General features: G+C 67.0%; 14 protein-coding genes. 3 read left to right on the top strand and 11 right to left on the bottom strand.

The window, feature by feature from the left end:
• Positions 1-2 precede the first annotated feature (2 nt).
• The 11 genes from IB255_RS19595 to IB255_RS19545 all read right to left on the bottom strand — a co-directional run bounded on the left by IB255_RS19595 (position 3) and on the right by IB255_RS19545 (position 12,994).
• On the bottom strand, positions 3-1,097 hold the full coding sequence (locus tag IB255_RS19595; RefSeq protein WP_081518196.1) for a polyamine ABC transporter substrate-binding protein: 1,095 nt from the start codon (positions 1,095-1,097) through the stop codon (positions 3-5).
• Positions 1,098-1,112: 15 nt separating this feature from the next.
• Positions 1,113-1,892 (bottom strand): amino acid ABC transporter ATP-binding protein, encoded by a 780-nt coding sequence (locus tag IB255_RS19590; protein WP_081518195.1) that lies wholly within the window; start codon positions 1,890-1,892, stop codon positions 1,113-1,115.
• Between the two features lies 1 nt (position 1,893).
• Positions 1,894-2,661 (bottom strand): amino acid ABC transporter permease, encoded by a 768-nt coding sequence (locus IB255_RS19585; protein WP_081518194.1) that lies wholly within the window; start codon positions 2,659-2,661, stop codon positions 1,894-1,896.
• Positions 2,662-2,672: 11 nt separating this feature from the next.
• Positions 2,673-3,479, bottom strand: coding sequence for an ABC transporter substrate-binding protein (locus IB255_RS19580; RefSeq protein WP_081518193.1), 807 nt, complete (start codon positions 3,477-3,479; stop codon positions 2,673-2,675).
• 129 nt (positions 3,480-3,608) lie between these two features.
• Positions 3,609-4,274: a GntR family transcriptional regulator gene (locus tag IB255_RS19575; protein WP_081518192.1), complete on the bottom strand. Its 666-nt coding sequence runs from the start codon at positions 4,272-4,274 to the stop codon at positions 3,609-3,611.
• A 340-nt stretch (positions 4,275-4,614) separates the two neighbouring features.
• Positions 4,615-6,588 carry a PhoX family protein gene (locus tag IB255_RS19570; RefSeq protein WP_192210720.1) on the bottom strand — a complete coding sequence of 658 codons (1,974 nt, stop codon included), beginning with the start codon at positions 6,586-6,588 and terminating at the stop codon, positions 4,615-4,617.
• Positions 6,585-7,343 (bottom strand): energy transducer TonB, encoded by a 759-nt coding sequence (locus IB255_RS19565; RefSeq protein ID WP_318652765.1) that lies wholly within the window; start codon positions 7,341-7,343, stop codon positions 6,585-6,587. Before IB255_RS19565 ends, IB255_RS19570 begins: the two co-directional genes overlap by 4 nt.
• Positions 7,340-7,777 (bottom strand): protein TolR, encoded by a 438-nt coding sequence (gene tolR / locus IB255_RS19560; protein ID WP_017516969.1) that lies wholly within the window; start codon positions 7,775-7,777, stop codon positions 7,340-7,342. The genes IB255_RS19565 and tolR overlap by 4 nt, the downstream gene beginning before the upstream one ends.
• Positions 7,778-7,790: 13 nt before the next feature.
• Positions 7,791-8,495: a protein TolQ gene (gene tolQ / locus IB255_RS19555; protein ID WP_081519692.1), complete on the bottom strand. Its 705-nt coding sequence runs from the start codon at positions 8,493-8,495 to the stop codon at positions 7,791-7,793.
• Positions 8,496-8,538: 43 nt separating this feature from the next.
• A complete protein-coding gene (locus IB255_RS19550; RefSeq protein WP_192210719.1) occupies positions 8,539-10,422 on the bottom strand; it encodes a phytase in 1,884 nt (627 codons plus the stop codon).
• A gap of 58 nt (positions 10,423-10,480) precedes the next feature.
• Positions 10,481-12,994, bottom strand: coding sequence for a TonB-dependent receptor (locus IB255_RS19545; RefSeq protein ID WP_192210718.1), 2,514 nt, complete (start codon positions 12,992-12,994; stop codon positions 10,481-10,483).
• 348 nt (positions 12,995-13,342) lie between these two features.
• On the opposite strand from IB255_RS19545, the gene IB255_RS19540 reads away from it, so the two are divergent.
• The 3 genes from IB255_RS19540 (at position 13,343) to mqo (ending at position 17,272) form a co-directional block, all read left to right on the top strand.
• Positions 13,343-14,263, top strand: a complete 921-nt coding sequence (locus IB255_RS19540; RefSeq protein ID WP_151187326.1) for a GGDEF domain-containing protein — start codon at positions 13,343-13,345, stop codon at positions 14,261-14,263.
• 10 nt (positions 14,264-14,273) lie between these two features.
• Positions 14,274-15,344, top strand: coding sequence for an AraC family transcriptional regulator (locus IB255_RS19535; RefSeq protein WP_037005978.1), 1,071 nt, complete (start codon positions 14,274-14,276; stop codon positions 15,342-15,344).
• 293 nt (positions 15,345-15,637) lie between these two features.
• Positions 15,638-17,272 (top strand): malate dehydrogenase (quinone), encoded by a 1,635-nt coding sequence (mqo, locus tag IB255_RS19530; RefSeq protein WP_192210717.1) that lies wholly within the window; start codon positions 15,638-15,640, stop codon positions 17,270-17,272.
• Positions 17,273-17,405 lie beyond the last annotated feature (133 nt).

The raw sequence follows: 17,405 nt of genomic DNA, 5'->3' as shown, positions 1-17,405 counted from the left end.
GGTCATTGGCCAGTCTTGATTCGGGTCCATTCGCGGGTGATCACGCGCTGGATTTTCGGCGGCAGGTCGGCGGAGACGTAGAGCTTCTCGATCACCGCGTCGCTGGGGTAGATGCCGGGGTTGTCACGCACTTTCGGGTCGAGCAGCGCGGTGGCTCCGGTATTGGGGTTGGCGTAGCCGACGTAGTCGCTGACCGGGGCGATCACTTCCGGGCGCAGCAGGTAGTTGACCAGTTCGTGGGCGCCCTTGGGGTTCTTCGAGTCGCGCGGGATGGCGAGCATGTCGAACCACAGGTTGGCGCCTTCCTTGGGGATCACGTAGCGCACGTCGATCTTCTTGCCGGCTTCCTGGGCGCGGGTCTGCGCCTGCATCACGTCGCCCGAGTAGCCGACCGCCACGCAGATGTCGCCGTTGGCGAGGTCGGTGGTGTACTTGGAGGAGTTGAAGTAGGTGATCGACGGGGCGAGCTTCTGCAGCAGGGCGGAGGCCTTGGTGTAGTCGTCCGGGTTGGTGCTGTTCGGGTTCAGACCGAGGTAGTGCAGCGCCTGCGGGATGATCTTCACTGGCGCGTCGAGGAAGGCGACGCCGCAACCGTGCAGCTTGGCCAGGTTCTCCGGCTTGAAGATCAGGTCCCAGGAATCCAGCGGGGCGCTATCGCCCAGTGCGGCCTTGACCTTGTCGTAGTTGTAGCCGATGCCGACGGTGCCCCACATGTAGGGCACGGCGTACTGGTTGCCCGGGTCGGCGGCTTCCAGGCGCTTCATCAGGCGCGGGTCGAGGTTCTTCCAGTTGGGCAGCTGCGAGCGATCGAGCTTCTGGTAGACGCCAGCGTTGATCTGCTTGGTGAGGAACTGGCTGGACGGCACCACCAGGTCGTAGCCCGAGTGGCCGGAGAGCAGCTTGGCTTCGAGCATCTCGTTGGTGTCGAAGACGTCGTACTGGACCTTGACGCCGGAGTCCTTCTCGAAGTTCTTCAGGGTGTCCGGGCCCATGTAGTCGGACCAGTTGTAGAAGCGCACCAGCTTGTCGTCGGCCTGCGCGGCGGTGGCGCAGGCGAGGAGGGTCAGAGTACTGGCGAAGAGAACGCGTTTACGCATGACTTGTCCTTATCGTTAGAGAACGCGGCTTAGAAATTCCCGCGTGCGCGGGTGGTGCGGATTGCCGAAGACCTGCGCGGGCGGGCCTTCCTCGATGAGTTCACCCTGGTGCAGCACCACCACGCGGTCTGCCACTTCGCGGGCGAAGCCCATCTCGTGGGTGACGACGACCATGGTCATGCCTTCGTCGGCCAGCTCCTTCATGACCTGCAGGACCTCGCCGACGGTTTCCGGGTCGAGGGCGCTGGTGGGTTCGTCGAAGAGCATGGCCTGGGGCTTCATCGCCAGGGCGCGGGCGATGGCCACTCGCTGCTGCTGGCCGCCGGAGAGCTGGCCGGGGTAGTGCTCGGCCTTGTCCGACAGGCGTACCCGTGCCAGTAGCCGGCGGGCCTGATCCAGCGCCTCGCCCCGGGGGACGCCGAGCACCTGGGTCGGCGCTTCGATGATGTTCTCCAGCACGGTCATGTGCGGGAACAGGTTGAAGCGCTGGAACACCATGCCGATGTCGCGGCGGCGGCGGGCGATGTTGCTTTCCGAGTCGCGCACCAGCTTGCCGTCCGGGCGTTCGCGGTAGCCCATCAGCTCGCCGTTGACGCGGATGCTGCCGCCCTGGATGTCTTCCAGGTGGTTCATGCAGCGGATGAAGGTGGTCTTGCCAGAGCCCGAGGCGCCGATCAGCACCACCACTTCGCCACGGCGCACCTCCAGGGACACGCCCTTGAGGATTTCCAGCTCGCCGAAGGCCTTGTGTACGTCGCGGGCCTGGATCACCACGTCTTTCATGTCCGGGATCATCTCAACGCCCCCTCAGCAGTTTCATCGCCTGCCGGCCGAACATGCGGTTCGGTGCGGCAGTGTGGCCGTCGGATTTGCCGAAGCGCACTTCCAGCCAGCGCTGGAAGAAGCCCCACAGGGTGGTCAGGGCGAGGAAGTAGATCGCCACGACGAGGTACAGTTCGAACACGCGGAAGGTCGCCGAAGTGACCATCTGGGTGCTCAGCAGCAGTTCCTGCACGCCGATCACGCTGACCAGCGTGGTGTTCTTCAGCATCACGTTGAACTCGTTGCCCAGCGGCGGAACGATCACGCGGAAGGCCTGCGGCAGCACGATGCGGCGCATCAGCTTGGGGAAGGTCATCCCCAGGGATTTGCCGGCCTCGTACTGGCCCTTGTCCACCGCGCCGATGCCGGCACGGATGATCTCGGCCATGTACGCGCCTTCGTTGAGCCCCAGAGCGATGATCGCCGCCTGGATGTTGCCCGGCAGGATGAACAGCCCCAGGTCAAGGTCCTCGAAGCGGAAGATCCCGCCGGCGGCCAGCGCGGTGTAGAGGAAGACGATCTGCACCAGCAGCGGCGTGCCGCGCATCAGCCACACGTAGAAGCGCACCGGGTATTGCAGCAGCGGGTTGGACGACAGGCGCATCAGCGCCGCCAGCAGCCCGAGCACGCAGCCCAGGACCATCGCGCTGACGGCGATCACGCAGGTCAGCCAGAGGCCGTAGAGGTAGATGTCGCTCGGCCGCAGCAGGTATTGCCAGAACACGTCCCAACTGAAGTTCATGTCTCGTTACCTCAGTCCAGTTTGTCGCCTTCGATGTGCCACTTGGCCAGCAGCGCGGCGTAGCTGCCGTCGGCCTGCATGTCCTTGATGATCTGCGTGACGGCCTCGCTCAGCTGCTTGTCGTCCTTGCGGATGCCCAGGCCGGTGAGGATGCGCGCGAAGGCCGGCACGCCGATCTCGAACAGGTCCGGCGCCATGCTCTGGTAGTAGCCGGCGGTTTCCACGGTGGTGCCGTAGGCGTCGGTCTGGCGGATGCGCAGGGACTGGAAGGCATCGGTGTCGGTGTTGTAGACCACCACCTTCATCGGCGGCTTGCCGGCCTTGGCCAGCTTCTCGTTGTGGGCGTCGAGCAGGGTGCGGATGGTCGAACCGTTGAGCACCGCGACCTTCTTGCCGGAGAGGTCGTCCAGCGTGCGGATACCCTCGGGGTTGCCCTTGGCGACCACCACGGCCTGGCTGGAGTACATGTAGTTGACCATGTCGATCACTTCGCGCCGTTCGGGCTTGTCGAACAACTGATCCACCAGCATGTCGCACTGGCCGGCCAGCAGCGCCGGGATCAGCCCGGAGAAGGGCGTGATGCGCCAGTCGATCTTCTTGTCGCCCAGGCGCTTGGCGATGGCTTCGCCCAGGTCGATGGTGACCCCGGTGAGCTTCTGGTTCGAGTCATAGAAACCCATGGGCGGGGAGTCCATGCCGCCGCAGAAGGTCACCTTGCTGGCGTTCTGCAAGCGGTCGGGAATCTTCACATCGGCGTGCGCCAGCGGGGCGGCCAGGCAAAGGGCGAGAAGGCACTGCGGGATCCTGCGTTCGAACATGTTGAGCTCCGGGGTGGGGTTGCCAGGGGCAGTTCAGGGACACAGAAGTACGGGTCTAGGCGCCCGTTGCTTCGATTCGCTTCTTCGTGGATTGCGTTTGGGTGGATTGCGCGTGGGTGGCACGTGCTTTCAGGTGGCTTGAGCCTCCAGAAACTTCGCCAGCGAGGGAATCGTCCCCTCGATGTGGTCGCAGATGACCCGCTCGGCTTCGCGGGCATCGCCCGAGCGCAGGGCGTCGAGGATCACGGTGTGTTCCTCACGGGCGCTCATGGGCTTGTCGACGTGCTGCAGCCACAGGCGCATGTGCGGCTCGATCACCGAATACAGCGCGGTGATCTGGCGCAGCAGGCGCGGGCGCCCGGCGAGGCTGCAGAGGTATTCGTGGAAGGCGCGGTGGCGGCTGACCCACTCGGCGCTGTCGTCGCGGTAGTCGTCCATCTCGTCGAGCATGCGCTCCAGACGGGACAGGTCGCGGTCGGTCAGTTGCGGCACGGCGATGCGGATGGCCAGGCCTTCCAGGGCGCTGCGCATCTCGAAGACTTCGCGCATCTCTTCGATGTTCAGGCCACTGACGATGGCGCCGCGATTGGGCCGCAGGGTCACCAGGCCCTCGGCGTCCAGGCGCTTGAAGGCGCCGCGCACGGGCATCCGGCTCATGCCGATCTCGCTGGCGATATCTTCGGCCACCAGGCGGTCGCCGGTCTTGTAGCGGCCGGTGCAGATAGCCTGGAGGAGGTAGTCGTAGGCCTCGTCTTCGGCGCTCATCGGTGGGCGGGCAGCGGGTACCAGGCGCATGGGGTGTTCCTCGTGGATTTTTGGATCCAATTATCCATGCATGCAATTAAGCAGTTGCCATGCCAAAGACGGCGAAACGATTGGAAGTGGGCGGGGTAGAGCGGTGCGCGCAGGAAACCGGCGTAGGAGGCGCGACGGGGAAAGGGGGCGAAACGGTAACGGATGGGGTGATTCGTGCGCGTTCACGGTGCGCATCGGTAACGTTGTGGTGCGTGTTTAGACGGTGCAGGAGCGGGTCGTGCGTGCGACCAGCTGCGCGCCAGGTCGGTCAGGCAGGCGCGCAGTTGGCTCCGGCCTGCCGGCCGGTTCGCGGGCAGGGCCCGCTCCTGCAGGGGACCGATCAGGTACCGATCACACCGCCATCATCCTTGGTGATCACCAGCGTCGTGGAACGCGGGATGCTCTTGCCGTCGCTGGCCGGGAAGCTCAGCGTCGGATGCTGGATGTTCACCCACAGCGTCTTGCCGTCCGGGGTCTGGGTGATGCCGGTCAGCTCGCAGCCGCGCGGGCCGACCAGGAAGCGCCGCACCTCGCGGCTGTGCGGGTCGGCGCAGAGCAACTGGTTGCAGCCCATGGCCTGCATCGCCGGGACGTCATCGTCGTAGTCGGTTTCGATCCACAGGCGCCCGGCGGTGTCGAAGTACAGGCCATCCGGCGAGGAGAAGATGTCGCCGTTGATGGTACCGATCAGGTTCTCCGGCGCGCTGGAGCCCTTGTGCTCGCCGGCCAGCAGGAAGATTTCCCATTGGAAGCTGGTGGCGGTCGGGTCGCCGCCTGCCTCGTTCCAGCGCAGGATCTGCCCGTGGAGGTTTTCCTTGCGCGGGTTGGCGGCGTCCACCGGCTGCTTCTTGCCGCGGGCATCGTTGTTGGTGAGGCTGACGTAGACCTCGCGGGTGGTCTGCTGCACGGCGACCCACTCGGGGCGGTCCATCGGCGTGGCGCCCAGCTTGTCGGCGGCGGCGCGGGCGTTGACCAGCACCTCGGCCTGGCTGGCGAAGCCGTTCTCGGCGCTCAGGCCATTCTGCCCGTGCACCAGCGGCAGCCACTGGCCGCTGCCATCGGCATTGAAGCGGGCGACGTAGAGGGTGCCTTCATCGAGCAGGTCGACGTTCGCCGCGCGGTTGTTCGCGTCGTATCGGCCGGCCGGGACGAACTTGTAGATGTACTCGCCCTTGGTGTCGTCGCCGTAATAGAACGCCATGCGGTTGTCGGCGCCCAGCGAGAGGGTCGAACACTCGCGGCAGAAACGGCCGACGGCGGTGCGTTTCTTCGGCGTGGAGGTCGGGTCGAACGGGTCGATCTCCACCACCCAGCCGAAGCGGTTCGGTTCGTTGACATGGCCGCCATGGGGCTGGTCGGCCTTGGGCGTGGCGTCGAAGCGCGCATCCACCGCTTCCCAGGCGTAGTAGTTGCTGAACTGGCCGTTGGACAGGCCGTAGCGCTTGTGCGAGACACGCTTGGCGTAGTCGTCCTTGTCGCGGTTGACGAAGTACTGGTGCCAGTTCTCTTCGCAGGCCAGGTAGGTGCCCCAGGGCGTGACGCCCATGGAGCAGTTGTTCAGGGTGCCGAGCACCTGTTTGGCCTCGGGGTCGCTCGCGGTGCGCAGCAGGTCGTGGCCGGCCAGCGGGCCGGACAGGTCCAGTGGCGAGCTGCCGGTGATGCGACGGTTGTAGCTCGAGCCCTCGACGCGTTGCCACTGACCGCCGGCGTCCTTCTTCACCTCGATGACGCTCAGGCCGTGGGCGGCGATTTCCTTGCGTACCTCGCCTTCCGGGCGGCCGCGCGAACCATCGGGGCGGTCCTCGAAGGTCTGGCCTTTGGGGTGCAGCGTCGGGTTGATGTACTCGTGGTTGATGACCAGCAGGCCGTGGTTGTCCGGCGCATCGGGGAAGGGGAAGTAGTGCATGCCGTCATGGTTGTCGCCGGCCTGCAGTTCCTGGGCTTTCCAGTCCTCGCTGGCATCGCCTTTCCAGGCCGGCGAGCCGCTCACCACGGCGTCGCCCCAGGAGAAGAACGGCCGCGCGCTGTAGCCTTCGGCGACTATCACCCGGTCGAACTTCGGGTCCTGCTGCACCGGCACGCCCTTGAAGCCCAGCAGCGCGGTAGGCACCGGGACGTCGGCGGCGAACAACGAGCGGCCGGGGAACAGGCCGCCGCCGAGGAAGCCGACGGCGCCCAGCACCAGGCTGTTCTTCAACAGGCGGCGGCGCGAGGCGTCGATGATCTCGCTCATCGGCAGGTTGCCGGAGGGGTTGATCGACTCATCGTCGAAGGCGGAAAGATGGGCGTGGAAATCGGTCGGCTCGGCACTCATCGGGAGGTTTCCTGGATTCGGTAATGGAAGGTGTTGCGCACGTTGGCCACGGCGACGGCCTGGCCGTCGATTACCCGTGGCTGGTAGCGGAAGCGGGTGGCGGCCTGCAGCGACGGGCGCTCGAACACGCTGTGGCTGCAGGCGCCGGGGACCACGCGCGGGTCGCGCACCGAACCGTTGGGGGCGACGGTGTATTCCACCGTGCAGTCGCCTTCCAGATGGCGGTCGAGGGCGCTGTCCGGGTAGGTCGGAGCCTTCTTCACCAGTGGCTGGTAGTTCTGCGCGGCGCGGGCGGCCTCGGCGGCGGCTGCCTGCTGTGCGGCGAGCTGGCGGTCGTGTTCGGCGCGGGCCCGTTGCTCGGCTTGCTGGCGTGAGCGTTGCTCCTGTTCCTGGCGTTGCTGCTCGGCGATGCGCTGCTGCTCCTGGCGCCGTTCCTCGCGCTGGCGCTCTTCGCGTTCACGCTGCTCGGCCTTGCGCCGCGTCAGTTGGGCGACGTCAGGTTGCGGCGTCGGACGCGGCGCCTCGACCAGTGGCGGGGGCGGTGTAACGGGCTCGGGCGGTTGCACCACGGGGGGCGGCGCTGGCGCGATGGGCGCGGGGCTCGGCAGGCTGACCAGCGCGGTACGCATCACCTTCGGCGCCGGGGTAGCCGGCGCCGACGGGTGGAAACCGATGTACAGGCCGGCCAGCGCGAGCGCGTGCAGCCCGACGCTGATGGCGGCAGGCACGGCGCGGCGGGTGATCCTGGGGTTCACGATTGCGGCGCCTCGGTGATCAGTCCGACATCGCTGACGCCGCCGCGCTGCAGGGCGGCCATGGCGGCGATCACCCGGCCGTAGTCCACCGCCTGGTCGGCGCGGATCAGCACCTGGGTGTCGGCGCCCAGGCGGGTGAGCTTGGCGGTCAGCTCGTCCAGGTTGCCGGCGGCGTCGGTGCGCTGTTCGGTATCCACCTGGCTGCCCAGGTACCAGTGGTAGCCGCCGTCGGCCTGCACCGTGAGCGTCAGCACCGGGCGCTCGGTCTCGCTGGGTAACGCCTCGCTGGCCACCTTGGGCAGTTCCACCTTCAGGCCCTGCTGGATCATCGGGGCGGTGACCATGAAGATCACCAGCAGCACCAGCATGACGTCGATGTAGGGCACTACGTTCATTTCCGCCTTGGGCGCGTGCTTGCTGCGTATGCGTCGCATGGCCGGCCTCCGGTCAGGCCGCCGCGGCCAGCGCCGGGGCGGCGTGGATGCGACGGTTGAGCTGGGCCTGCAGCTGTTCGGCGAAGGCGCAGTAGCGGCCCAGCAGCTGGTCGGAACTGGCAGCGAAGCGGTTGTACGCCATGACTGCCGGGATTGCTGCGAACAGGCCGACAGCGGTGGCGACCAGGGCTTCGGCGATGCCCGGCGCGACGGTGGAGAGGGTGGCTTGCTGCACGCCGGAGAGGCCGATGAAGGCGTTCATGATCCCCCAGACGGTGCCGAACAGGCCGATGTACGGGCTGGTGGAGCCGACCGTGGCAAGGAACGGCAGGCCGCGCTGCAGGCGTTCCTCCTCCTGGGCGATGACCACGCGCATGGCGCGCTCGCTGCCTTCGATCAGCAGCGCGGGATCGATGCCCGGCTCGTCACGCAGGTGCAGGAACTCCTGGTAGCCGGCATGGAAGATACGCTCGACGCCGGCGTCCTCGCCGGGTTCGGTGGTTTCCCGGAACAGCCGCTGCAGGTCGCCGCTGGCCCGCCAGCGCGCTTCGAAGGCGCGCAGGCGACGGCGGGCGCCGCCCAGCAGCAGGCTGCGCTGGACGATCACGTACCAGCTCACCAGCGAGGCGGCCAGGAGGATCAGCAGCACGGCCTGGGCGAGCGGGCTGGCGGCTTCGACCAGTGCCCAGATGCTGGTGTGTTCGAGAGTGGCTTGCATGGTGGTCTCCCGGTGAGGCTCCCCGTCACGGGGAGCCTGGTGGTCAGTCGAGGTTGAGGGCGCGAGCGATGTCCGCCCACGGCACGTACTTGAAGTTCTGCGTGCCTTCGGGCAGGCGCTTGCGGCCGTCCTGCACCACCAGCATCCCCTGGCCGAACGCGCCGCCCAGGTTGGCCGAGGTGACTTCGATACCGTCGGTTTCCGAGGTGCCGTCGATGCCGGCAGCGGCGTTCAGGCCGACGCGGAAGGCACCACGAACGCGGTAGGGCGCGGCGGCGTCGAGCACCAGGTAGCTGTCGTTGCCCTGGCTGGAAACCAGCAGGTAGCTGGCCTTGGCACCGTGGTAGAGGGCCAGGCCCTCGACGTCGTCACGAAGCAGGTCGCCCACGGCCAGTACCTGTTCCGGCTCGGCCTTGGCGTCCGGCTCTGCCCCGAGGGTCCAGACCGCCACGTCTTCTTCGCCGAGGAACAGCCGCTGGTTGCGGTCATCGGCGACGCAGCCTTCGGGCTGGCTGGCGACGCGGAATTCGCGCAGCAGCTCGCCTTTCACCTGGCCGCCGGGAGCGCTCAGCCGGTACTGCTGGAAGCGTCCGTCCTTGTCATTGACGAAGGCCTGGATGTCGCCGTCGCGGGGCGCGTACAGGCACAGACCGTAGACTTCCTCCAGCGGCGTTGGCACGCGGCCGATCTCGCGTACCTTGCCGTCTGCCGGCTCGATGGCGAACAGGGTCAGGCTGTTGTCGCTGCGGTTGCTCGCCACCGCCAGGTCGACGCGGCGATTGCCGAGCCGGAAGCCGTGGCGCACGTCGACGTTGTTCACCAGCCCGGCAGCCAGGCTCTGCAACTGGCGACCCTGGAGGTCAAAGACCAGCAGGCCTTCCTGCTTGTTGGTGCCCAGTACGCGGCTGAGTTTCGGGTTCTTCGCGCTGACCCAGATCGCCGGGTCATCGGCGGCGTCGCCATGGCGCTGCACGCTCTGCGTCTGCACCGCCGGCATCACCTCGGGTAGCGTGCGGGGCGCTTCGGCGCGTGCGGGCAGGGCAGGGACTTCGGCGTGGTAGTAGTGCCCGCTGGCGTCGTCCTGCAGGACGATGCGCAGCGTGTCGGCCTGTTCGGTGGCCGCAAGTTGTTCGGCTTTCTTCGGGCCGTTCAGCGCGATCGCGCCGAGGTTCTCCCAACCGTCGCCCTGACGCACGTAGCGCTGCAGGGCAGGGCCCTTGTCCAGCGCGAGCACGCCGTCGGACACCACCGCCAGTCCGCTGAGCGATCCGACGAGCTTGCCGTAGGGCGCGCTCAGGTCCACCGGCAGGCGGCTGCCGTCTGCCTCCGGGTTGGCACCATAGGCCCACAGGCCGATGCCCGGTTCGTCGACGTACAGGGTGCCGTCGCTGTCGTCGGCGCGGCACAGCTCGGCGCTCGGCGGCAGGGCCAGGCGACGCACCTTGCGCGCCTCGCGCTCGAGCTTCTGGCCGTGGCCGACCAGCCATTGCTCGCCCTGGCCGTTCTCGCCGACCAGGAACAGGTAGAGGTTGGCGCTGGCGTCACGGTAGAGGCACTGGCCGTTGACCGCGAAGTCCGGGCTCGGCAGGCGCAGCGCAGCGCCCCAGTGGCCGTCGCCGGCCAACGGCTGCAACAGCGGCTGCTGGCGTTCCCGGTCGAAGGTGGCGAGCAGGCTGCCGTCACCCCAGGGGCGTTGGTCGAGGAAGTCGTAGCGGCCGGCGAGGCGACCGCGTTCGCTGCCTGCCTCGTCCAGCAGCAGGAGGCCGTCGCGCTTGCTGGCGACGACGCTGCCGGCGCCGGGCAGCAGGGCGATGGCCTGGGCCTTGGCACGGGTCGGCCAGGGTTGCAGGGCGACGGATTCGGCGCAGGCGTAGCCGGCCAGCAGCAGGCCGGCGAGCAGCGGAATCAGGGAGTAGCGGCGTTTCATGGAAGGCGTCTGTCCTTGTGGTGCTGCGCGGACGCCGGCGGACCGGCGTGCGCGGTCCTCAGAAGTGGGTGAGGGTCAGGCCGACGGTGTAGGTCGGGCCGTACTCTTCGTACTGGTAGTTGTAGCGACGGTGGCCGCTGTAGATGTAGTAGGGCTCGTCGCCGAGGTTCTCGGCGTTGAAGAACACCTGCAGGTTGTCCGTCAGCGAGTAGCGCGCGCTGAAGTCGATCTGCGTCTGGTCGTCGACGCGACTGTCGTAGCGCTTGTCGCTGACGTTGCCGACCTCGTAGAGGTAATCGGACTTGTAGTTGGCGGTCAGGCGCAGGCTCAGGCGGTCCTTCTCGTAGCCGATGAGCAGGTTGCCGGTGACGTCGGACTGGCTGGGCAGGTCGATGTTGCGCTTGTTGCCGTCGGCATCGGCGATCTCGGCGCGCGAGCGGCTGAAGGTGGCGTTGGCGCCCAGCAGCAGGCCGTCCCAGGGCGCAGGGAGCATGACCATTTTCTGCGACCAGGCCAGTTCCAGGCCGTAGACCTTGGCCTTGTCGCCGTTGGCGAAAGTGGCCGCCTCGTCGAAGTCCACCCAGGCGCCGCTGCCGGCGAGGTCGGTGTTGTAGACGAAGTTCTTGATGTCCTTGTAGAACAGCGACGCCGAAACCACGCTGGCGCGGCCCAGGTAACGCTCGATGGCCAGGTCCAGGTTGTGCGAGCGCAGGGCGGCGAGGTCGGGGTTGCCGAACTCGGCTTCGTCGCCGTCGATGGCATAGCCGGGCGCGAGTTGCTCGAAGGTCGGGCGCACCACGGTGTTGGTCCAGGCCGCACGGATCTGCGTCTGGTCGTCCAGCTGGTAGCGGGCGTGCAGACCTGGCAGCCAGTGGTGGTAGTCGCGCTTGCGCTCGATGGCCTGGTAGTCGCCGTTGTCGATGCCGGTGCCGCTGGCCTCGAAGTGCGTGCCCTCGTAGCGCAGGCCGGCGATGAAGCGCCAGTCGCCGACGTCCACGGTGTTCATGAAGTAGCCGGCATCGATGTCTTCGTGCATGCGGAAGTCATTGATGGTGGAGGCCTCCTCGTCGTAGTACTGCGACGCGTCCAGCCCGCCGATGAGGTGCTTGATGGCGTCGGCGGAGATGCCCTGGCCAAACTTCTGCAGGCGGTAGTGAACGGTGCCGTCCAGCGCATTGGAGAGGTTCAGCTGGTCATCGCTCAGGCCCGCGTCGGCGAGGTCTTCGTACTTCCAGACGTCCTCGTCGTTGTCCTTGGTGCGTCGGCTGAGCTTGCCGCCGAACTTGAAGGTCGACGCGTTGCCGGCCAGGTCGTAGTCGCGGGCCAGGTCCAGGCGCAGGTTCTTCTCGCGGTCGGAGGTGTAGGACTTGCCCCACTCGACCTTGTCCAGGCTGAAGCGGGTCGGGTCGTAGAAGGCCGAGTCGATGTTCAGGCGGGGCTTCTCGCTGTCATACCAGCCACTGTCCATGTCGCCGCCGCTGTAGACGGCCGGGTCGATGTGGCCGGGACTGTCCTCGTCGGACTTGCTCCAGCCGACCTGGCCGCTGAAGGTCCAGTCGCCGCGCCGCTGTTCGCCGCCGAAGACATAGGACTGGATGGTCTGGGTCTCCTCGCGGCTCTTCAGGCGCCGCTCGACTTCCGCTTCGCCGCTTTCGCCTTCGGCCAGGGCATCCTCGAAGTCGATCTTGGTGGACTGCCGGGTTTCCTCGTCCTTGAACTCGCTGTAGAGCGTGCGCAACCAGAGCTTGCTGTCGTCGTCCGGGCGGTAGTCGAAGTTCAGCGCGCCGCCGCTGCGTTCACGCTGGATGTCGTAGTCGCGTTGCTCCAGGCTGTTGAGCCGGGCGCCGTCGTCGAAGTCCCAGTCGCCGCCGGTCTCGACGTTGTCCGATCCGAACTTGCGCTTCTGCCAGCTGAGCGCGGCGGCCACGCCGAAGTTGTCGGTGCCGTCGCCCAGGCTGAAGCGCTGGCTGGCGGCGCCGGAGTATTTCGGGCTGAAGCGGTTGGTGTTCTCGTCGTAGCTGGTCTGTGCGGTGCCGCTGAAGAACAGGCCGTCATGGTCGAAGGCGGAGAGGCTTTCCACCTCGATGGTGCCGCCCAGGGAGTTGGCGTCCATGTCCGGGGTCAGGGTCTTGACCACCGACAGTGACTGGATCAGTTCGCTGGGCAGCACGTCCAGCGCCACGGCGCGGCGACCGGCCTCGGGCGAGGGCACCAGGGTGCCGTTGATGGTGACGGCATTGAGGTCGGGGCCCAGGCCGCGAACCCGCACGAAGCGGCCTTCGCCCTGGTCGCGCTCGACGGACGTCCCCGGTACGCGCTGCAGGGCTTCGGCGGCGTTGCTGTCGGGCAGCTGGCCGATGCTGTCGGCATGCACCACGCTCTCCACGCTGTCGGAGCGGCGCTGCTGACGCAGCGCCTTGTCCAGGCTGTCGGCCTGGCCGTATACGGTGACGCTTTCGCCGGCCTCGGCGGTTTCCTCAGCCCAGCCTGACGGCGTGGCGGCAATCGCCAGCGCCAGGGCGCTGACCTTGAACAGCGGACGCAGCGTCCGCGGCAATTGCTGATCGATCACGGCATTTCCCCTTGTGCCTGTTCCCCCGACCGGGGCGATTGGGCCCGGTCAACTGGGGAGCGGAAGCTAGGCAGCGGGAATGACGGTTACATGACAGCGATCAGCTGCAGGCCCCGAAATACAGGGGTTTCAGCGTTGCAGGGTGCGTTTCTGAGCCCAATTGACCCGGTGCGTTCGGCTCAGCCCCGGCGGCAGGGCGCAGGGCTTGGTGCGGGGAGCGGCGGCACAGGTCTTTTTCGCAGGATGGGGACGGTTTCGAGTGAGCCGATTGCACCCTCGGCGCTGTCATCAAAGCATCACGGGGACCTGTTTGGCTGGCGTCCGTCACTCGTTGCGGATACCGCTCCCATGTCCAACCTGCTCAAGCTGCACCGCCTGAAACTGATCGCACTGGTCGTGCTCGCCAACATCGGCCTGGTGCTCTACCTCGCAGCCGGGCACATCAAGACCTGGGACCGGATCGACTGGCTCGACGTGGTGGGCGAGGGCGGTTCGGCGCTGCTGGCCTTCTGCTGGGTCTGCCTGGTGCTCGCGCACCGGCCGGCCGGGCGGGTCACCACGTTGCTGGCGGTGGGCCTGGGGGCGGTGTTCTTCTCGATGTGGATGGATGCCCTCGACGAATTCATCCAGCTGCCTGCGGAGATTTCCTGGGACCACTGGCTCGAATCGGTGCCGATGCCCATCGGCCTGCTGCTGATCACGCTCGGCCTGTACCACTGGAGCAAGGAGCAGAAAGCCCTCGGCCAGCAGCTGAGCAAGCGCGAGCGGCTGTTCCGCGAGCACCTCCACCACGACCGCCTGACTCCGCTCAACGGCGCCGCCTACCTGCGCCGGCAGATCGAACTGGAGCAGCGTCGCTCCGGCGAGGAGCAGCAGGCGTTCTCCCTGGTGCTGGTGGACCTGGACGACTTCGCACCCTTCAACCGCAACCATGGCCACGCCGAGGGCGACCGCGTGCTGCAGGCGGTGAGTCAGTTGCTGTTGCTCAACCTGCGCCACTGCGACCTGTTGTGCCGGCTGGCGGGTGATCGTTTCGTTGCCCTCCTGCCCGGCACCGGCGAGGCCCAGGCCTGGCGCATCGCCGGGGAGCTGGAGAACGCCGTGCGCTACTACGCGCACAAGAGCGTGCCCCAGGGCGAGAGCCTCGTCCTCAGCGCCACTGCGGTGGCCTGCATGGCGCGCGACGAATCGTCGGACAGCCTGCTGGAGCGGCTGAGCCTGTCCATGGCGCGCGCCAAGTCACGGCCGCGCCTGGCCCGCAGCGCCTGAGGCCTGTCGCATGGAGGCCCCGTTGAACTACTACGAGCGCGACCTGCGCTTCATCCCGGCGCAACACCAGCCGGCCTGCCTGCTCGACCTCGCGCTCAGCCGCGAACTGGACAGTCACCGCCTGCTGCGTGGCACCGGGCTGTTCCAGGAAGACATCATCGCCGGCCAGCGGTTGATCAGCGCCGAGCAGTACCTGCGGCTGGTGGACAATTGCCGCCAGGGCAGCGGCGGCGAGGAGCTGGGCTTTCTCTTCGGCCAGCGCCTGCTGCCGGGGCACCAGGGCGCCGCCAGTGGCGCGCTGATGCACGCCGCCAACCTGCAGGAAGCGCTGGACCTGCTGATCCGCCACCGCGCGCGCTTCAGCCCGTTGCTCGCCCCGCGCCTGCTGGTGGAGGAACGCTTCGCCTGCCTGTACTGGGTCGACGCCTGTGGTGTCGGCGGCGCCCGTCGCTTCCTGGTGGAGAGTGGCATGACCGCCGTGACTGCGCTGTGCCGCTGGTTGTCCGACGAGCGCCTGCCGTGGAAGTACCTGTTCGCCCATTCGCGGCCCGACTACATCGAGCAGTACCAGGCGCACCTGGGGCTCAACCTGCAGTTCGACTGCCATGTCGATGCCATGCTGATTCCCCGCGACTACCTGGTGAAGCCCTGGCCGCGCGCCTCGCTCACCGCCGGCCAGGCGGCGCAGCGCGATGCGCGGCGCGAGCAGGAGCAACTGGGTCTGGGCGAGGGCGTTCTGGAGCATGTCTACCGCCTGTTGCAGCGCGAGGCCCGCGACCCGCTGAGCCTCGACCGGCTCGCCGAGCGCATGGGCATCAGCCCGGCCACCTGCAAGCGCAAGCTGCAGAAACACCAGACGCACTTCCAGGCGGTGCACGACGAGGTGCGCAAGCACGTGGCGCTGTACCTGTACTGGTCGCGTGGCTACAGCAACGAGGAGGTCGCCGAGTACCTGCGCTTCACCGACACCACCAACTTCCGCCGCTCATTCAAACGCTGGACGGGCCTGGTGCCCAGCGCGGTGCGGGATCTGCGGCCGGGGCGGGATAGCTGGCTGGAACACCGTGCAACGGATAGTTGAGCGAAACGGTTGGTGATGCAGTTCGCTTTCTATAGAATGCGCAAACGTTTCAGCAGACCATGCATCCCTCCCACAACAAAAGCCAAAGCCGAAGGCTTTGCGTGTCTCTCTGCGCAGGACGTCCCTCATTCCATCAAGCAGGCCCCAGAGCCGGCGGAGGAGGGAACTGAGTCCCGACTCATCCCCGTCATCTGTCGCCTTGCCCATCGTTTGCGCTCCGTGCGCGGGGCCTGGCCTTCACGCTGTATGACGCCGGTGGGGAAGGCCAAGCCCTAACGACGAGAAACCTTTCGATGATCAAGAAAGTTAGCGGGGCGCTGCTGGGCCTCGCTCTGGCAGTGAATTGCGCGCCCGCGTTCGCGGACACCAAGAAAGTCGATGTGCTGCTGATCGGCGGCGGCATCATGAGCACCACCCTGGGCGTCTGGCTCAACGAGCTGGAACCGGGCTGGAGCATGGAGATGGTCGAGCGCCTGGACGGCGTCGCCCAGGAAAGCTCCAACGGCTGGAACAACGCCGGCACCGGCCACTCCGCCCTGGCCGAGCTGAACTACACCCCCGAGGACAAGGACGGCAACGTCACCATCGCCAAGGCGGTGGAGATCAACGAATCCTTCCAGATCTCGCGTCAGTTCTGGGCCTGGCAGGTGCAGAACGGCGTGCTGAAGAATCCGCGCTCGTTCATCAACACCACCCCCCACATGAGCTTCGTCTGGGGCGACGACAACATCGCCTTCCTCAAGAAGCGCTACGAGGCGCTGCAGGCCAGCCCGCTGTTCCGCGGCATGCAGTACTCCGAGGACCCGGCGCAGATCGCCAAGTGGGTGCCGCTGATGATGCAGGGCCGCGACCCGTCGCAGAAGATCGCCGCCACCTGGACGCCGATCGGCACCGACGTGAACTTCGGCGAGATCACCCGCCAGTTCGCCGGCTACCTGCAGACCAGGCCGAACTTCAGCCTGAAGCTCTCCAGCGAAGTCGAGGACATCACCCGCAACGACGACGGCACCTGGCGCGTCGGCTACAAGAACCTCAAGGACGGCAGCGTTACTCAGACCGACGCGAAGTTCGTCTTCATCGGTGCCGGCGGCGGCGCCTTGCGCCTGCTGCAGAAGTCCGGCATCGAGGAAGCCAAGGACTACGCCGGCTTCCCGGTGGGCGGCTCGTTCCTGGTCACCGAGAACCCGACCATCGCCCAGCAGCACCTGGCCAAGGCCTATGGCAAGGCGTCGGTCGGCGCACCGCCGATGTCGGTGCCGCACCTGGACACCCGCGTGCTCGACGGCAAGCGCGTGATCCTCTTCGGGCCGTTCGCCACCTTCTCCACCAAGTTCCTCAAGGAAGGCTCCTACCTCGACCTGCTGGGCAGCACCAACGTCCACAACGTCTGGCCGATGACCCGCGTAGGTATCGACGAGTACCCGCTGGTGGAATACCTCGCCGGCCAGCTGATGCTCTCCGACGACGACCGTCTCGCGGCGCTGCGCGAGTACTTCCCGGAAGCCAAGGCCGAGGACTGGCGACTCTGGCAGGCCGGCCAGCGCGTGCAGATCATCAAGCGTGACGCGGACAAGGGCGGCGTGCTGAAGCTCGGCACCGAGATCGTTTCTGCCGCCGACGGCAGCATCGCCGGCCTGCTGGGTGCATCGCCGGGGGCTTCCACCGCCGCGCCGATCATGCTCAGCGTGCTGGAGAAGGTGTTCAAGGACAAACTCGCCACCCCTGAATGGCAGGCCAAGGTCCACCAGATCGTCCCGAGCTACGGCACCAGACTCAACGACAGCCCGGAGAAGACGTTCGAGGAGTGGAGCTACACCGCCAAGGTCCTGCAACTGGACCCACCGCCGGCCATCGACCAGGCCCCGGCCCCCCAGCCGGCCGATGCCGCCCCGGCGCCGGAAAAGGCCTCCAGCGATATGGCGCTGTAAGTTGCCGCGATGAGTAAGCGAGTTCCGAGGCCCGGACTTCCCGTTCGGTCTTCGGACACTCTGCTATATATCCCCGGCGGTCTAACTGCCCCGGCTTTAGTTGGGCAGCCGTCGCGCGATAACTCCTGGCGGA

The sequence above is a fragment of the Pseudomonas sp. PDM22 genome, assembly GCF_014851965.1.
Classification (GTDB): Bacteria; Pseudomonadota; Gammaproteobacteria; order Pseudomonadales; family Pseudomonadaceae; genus Pseudomonas.
This window is presented reverse-complemented; position numbering and strand designations above follow the sequence as displayed.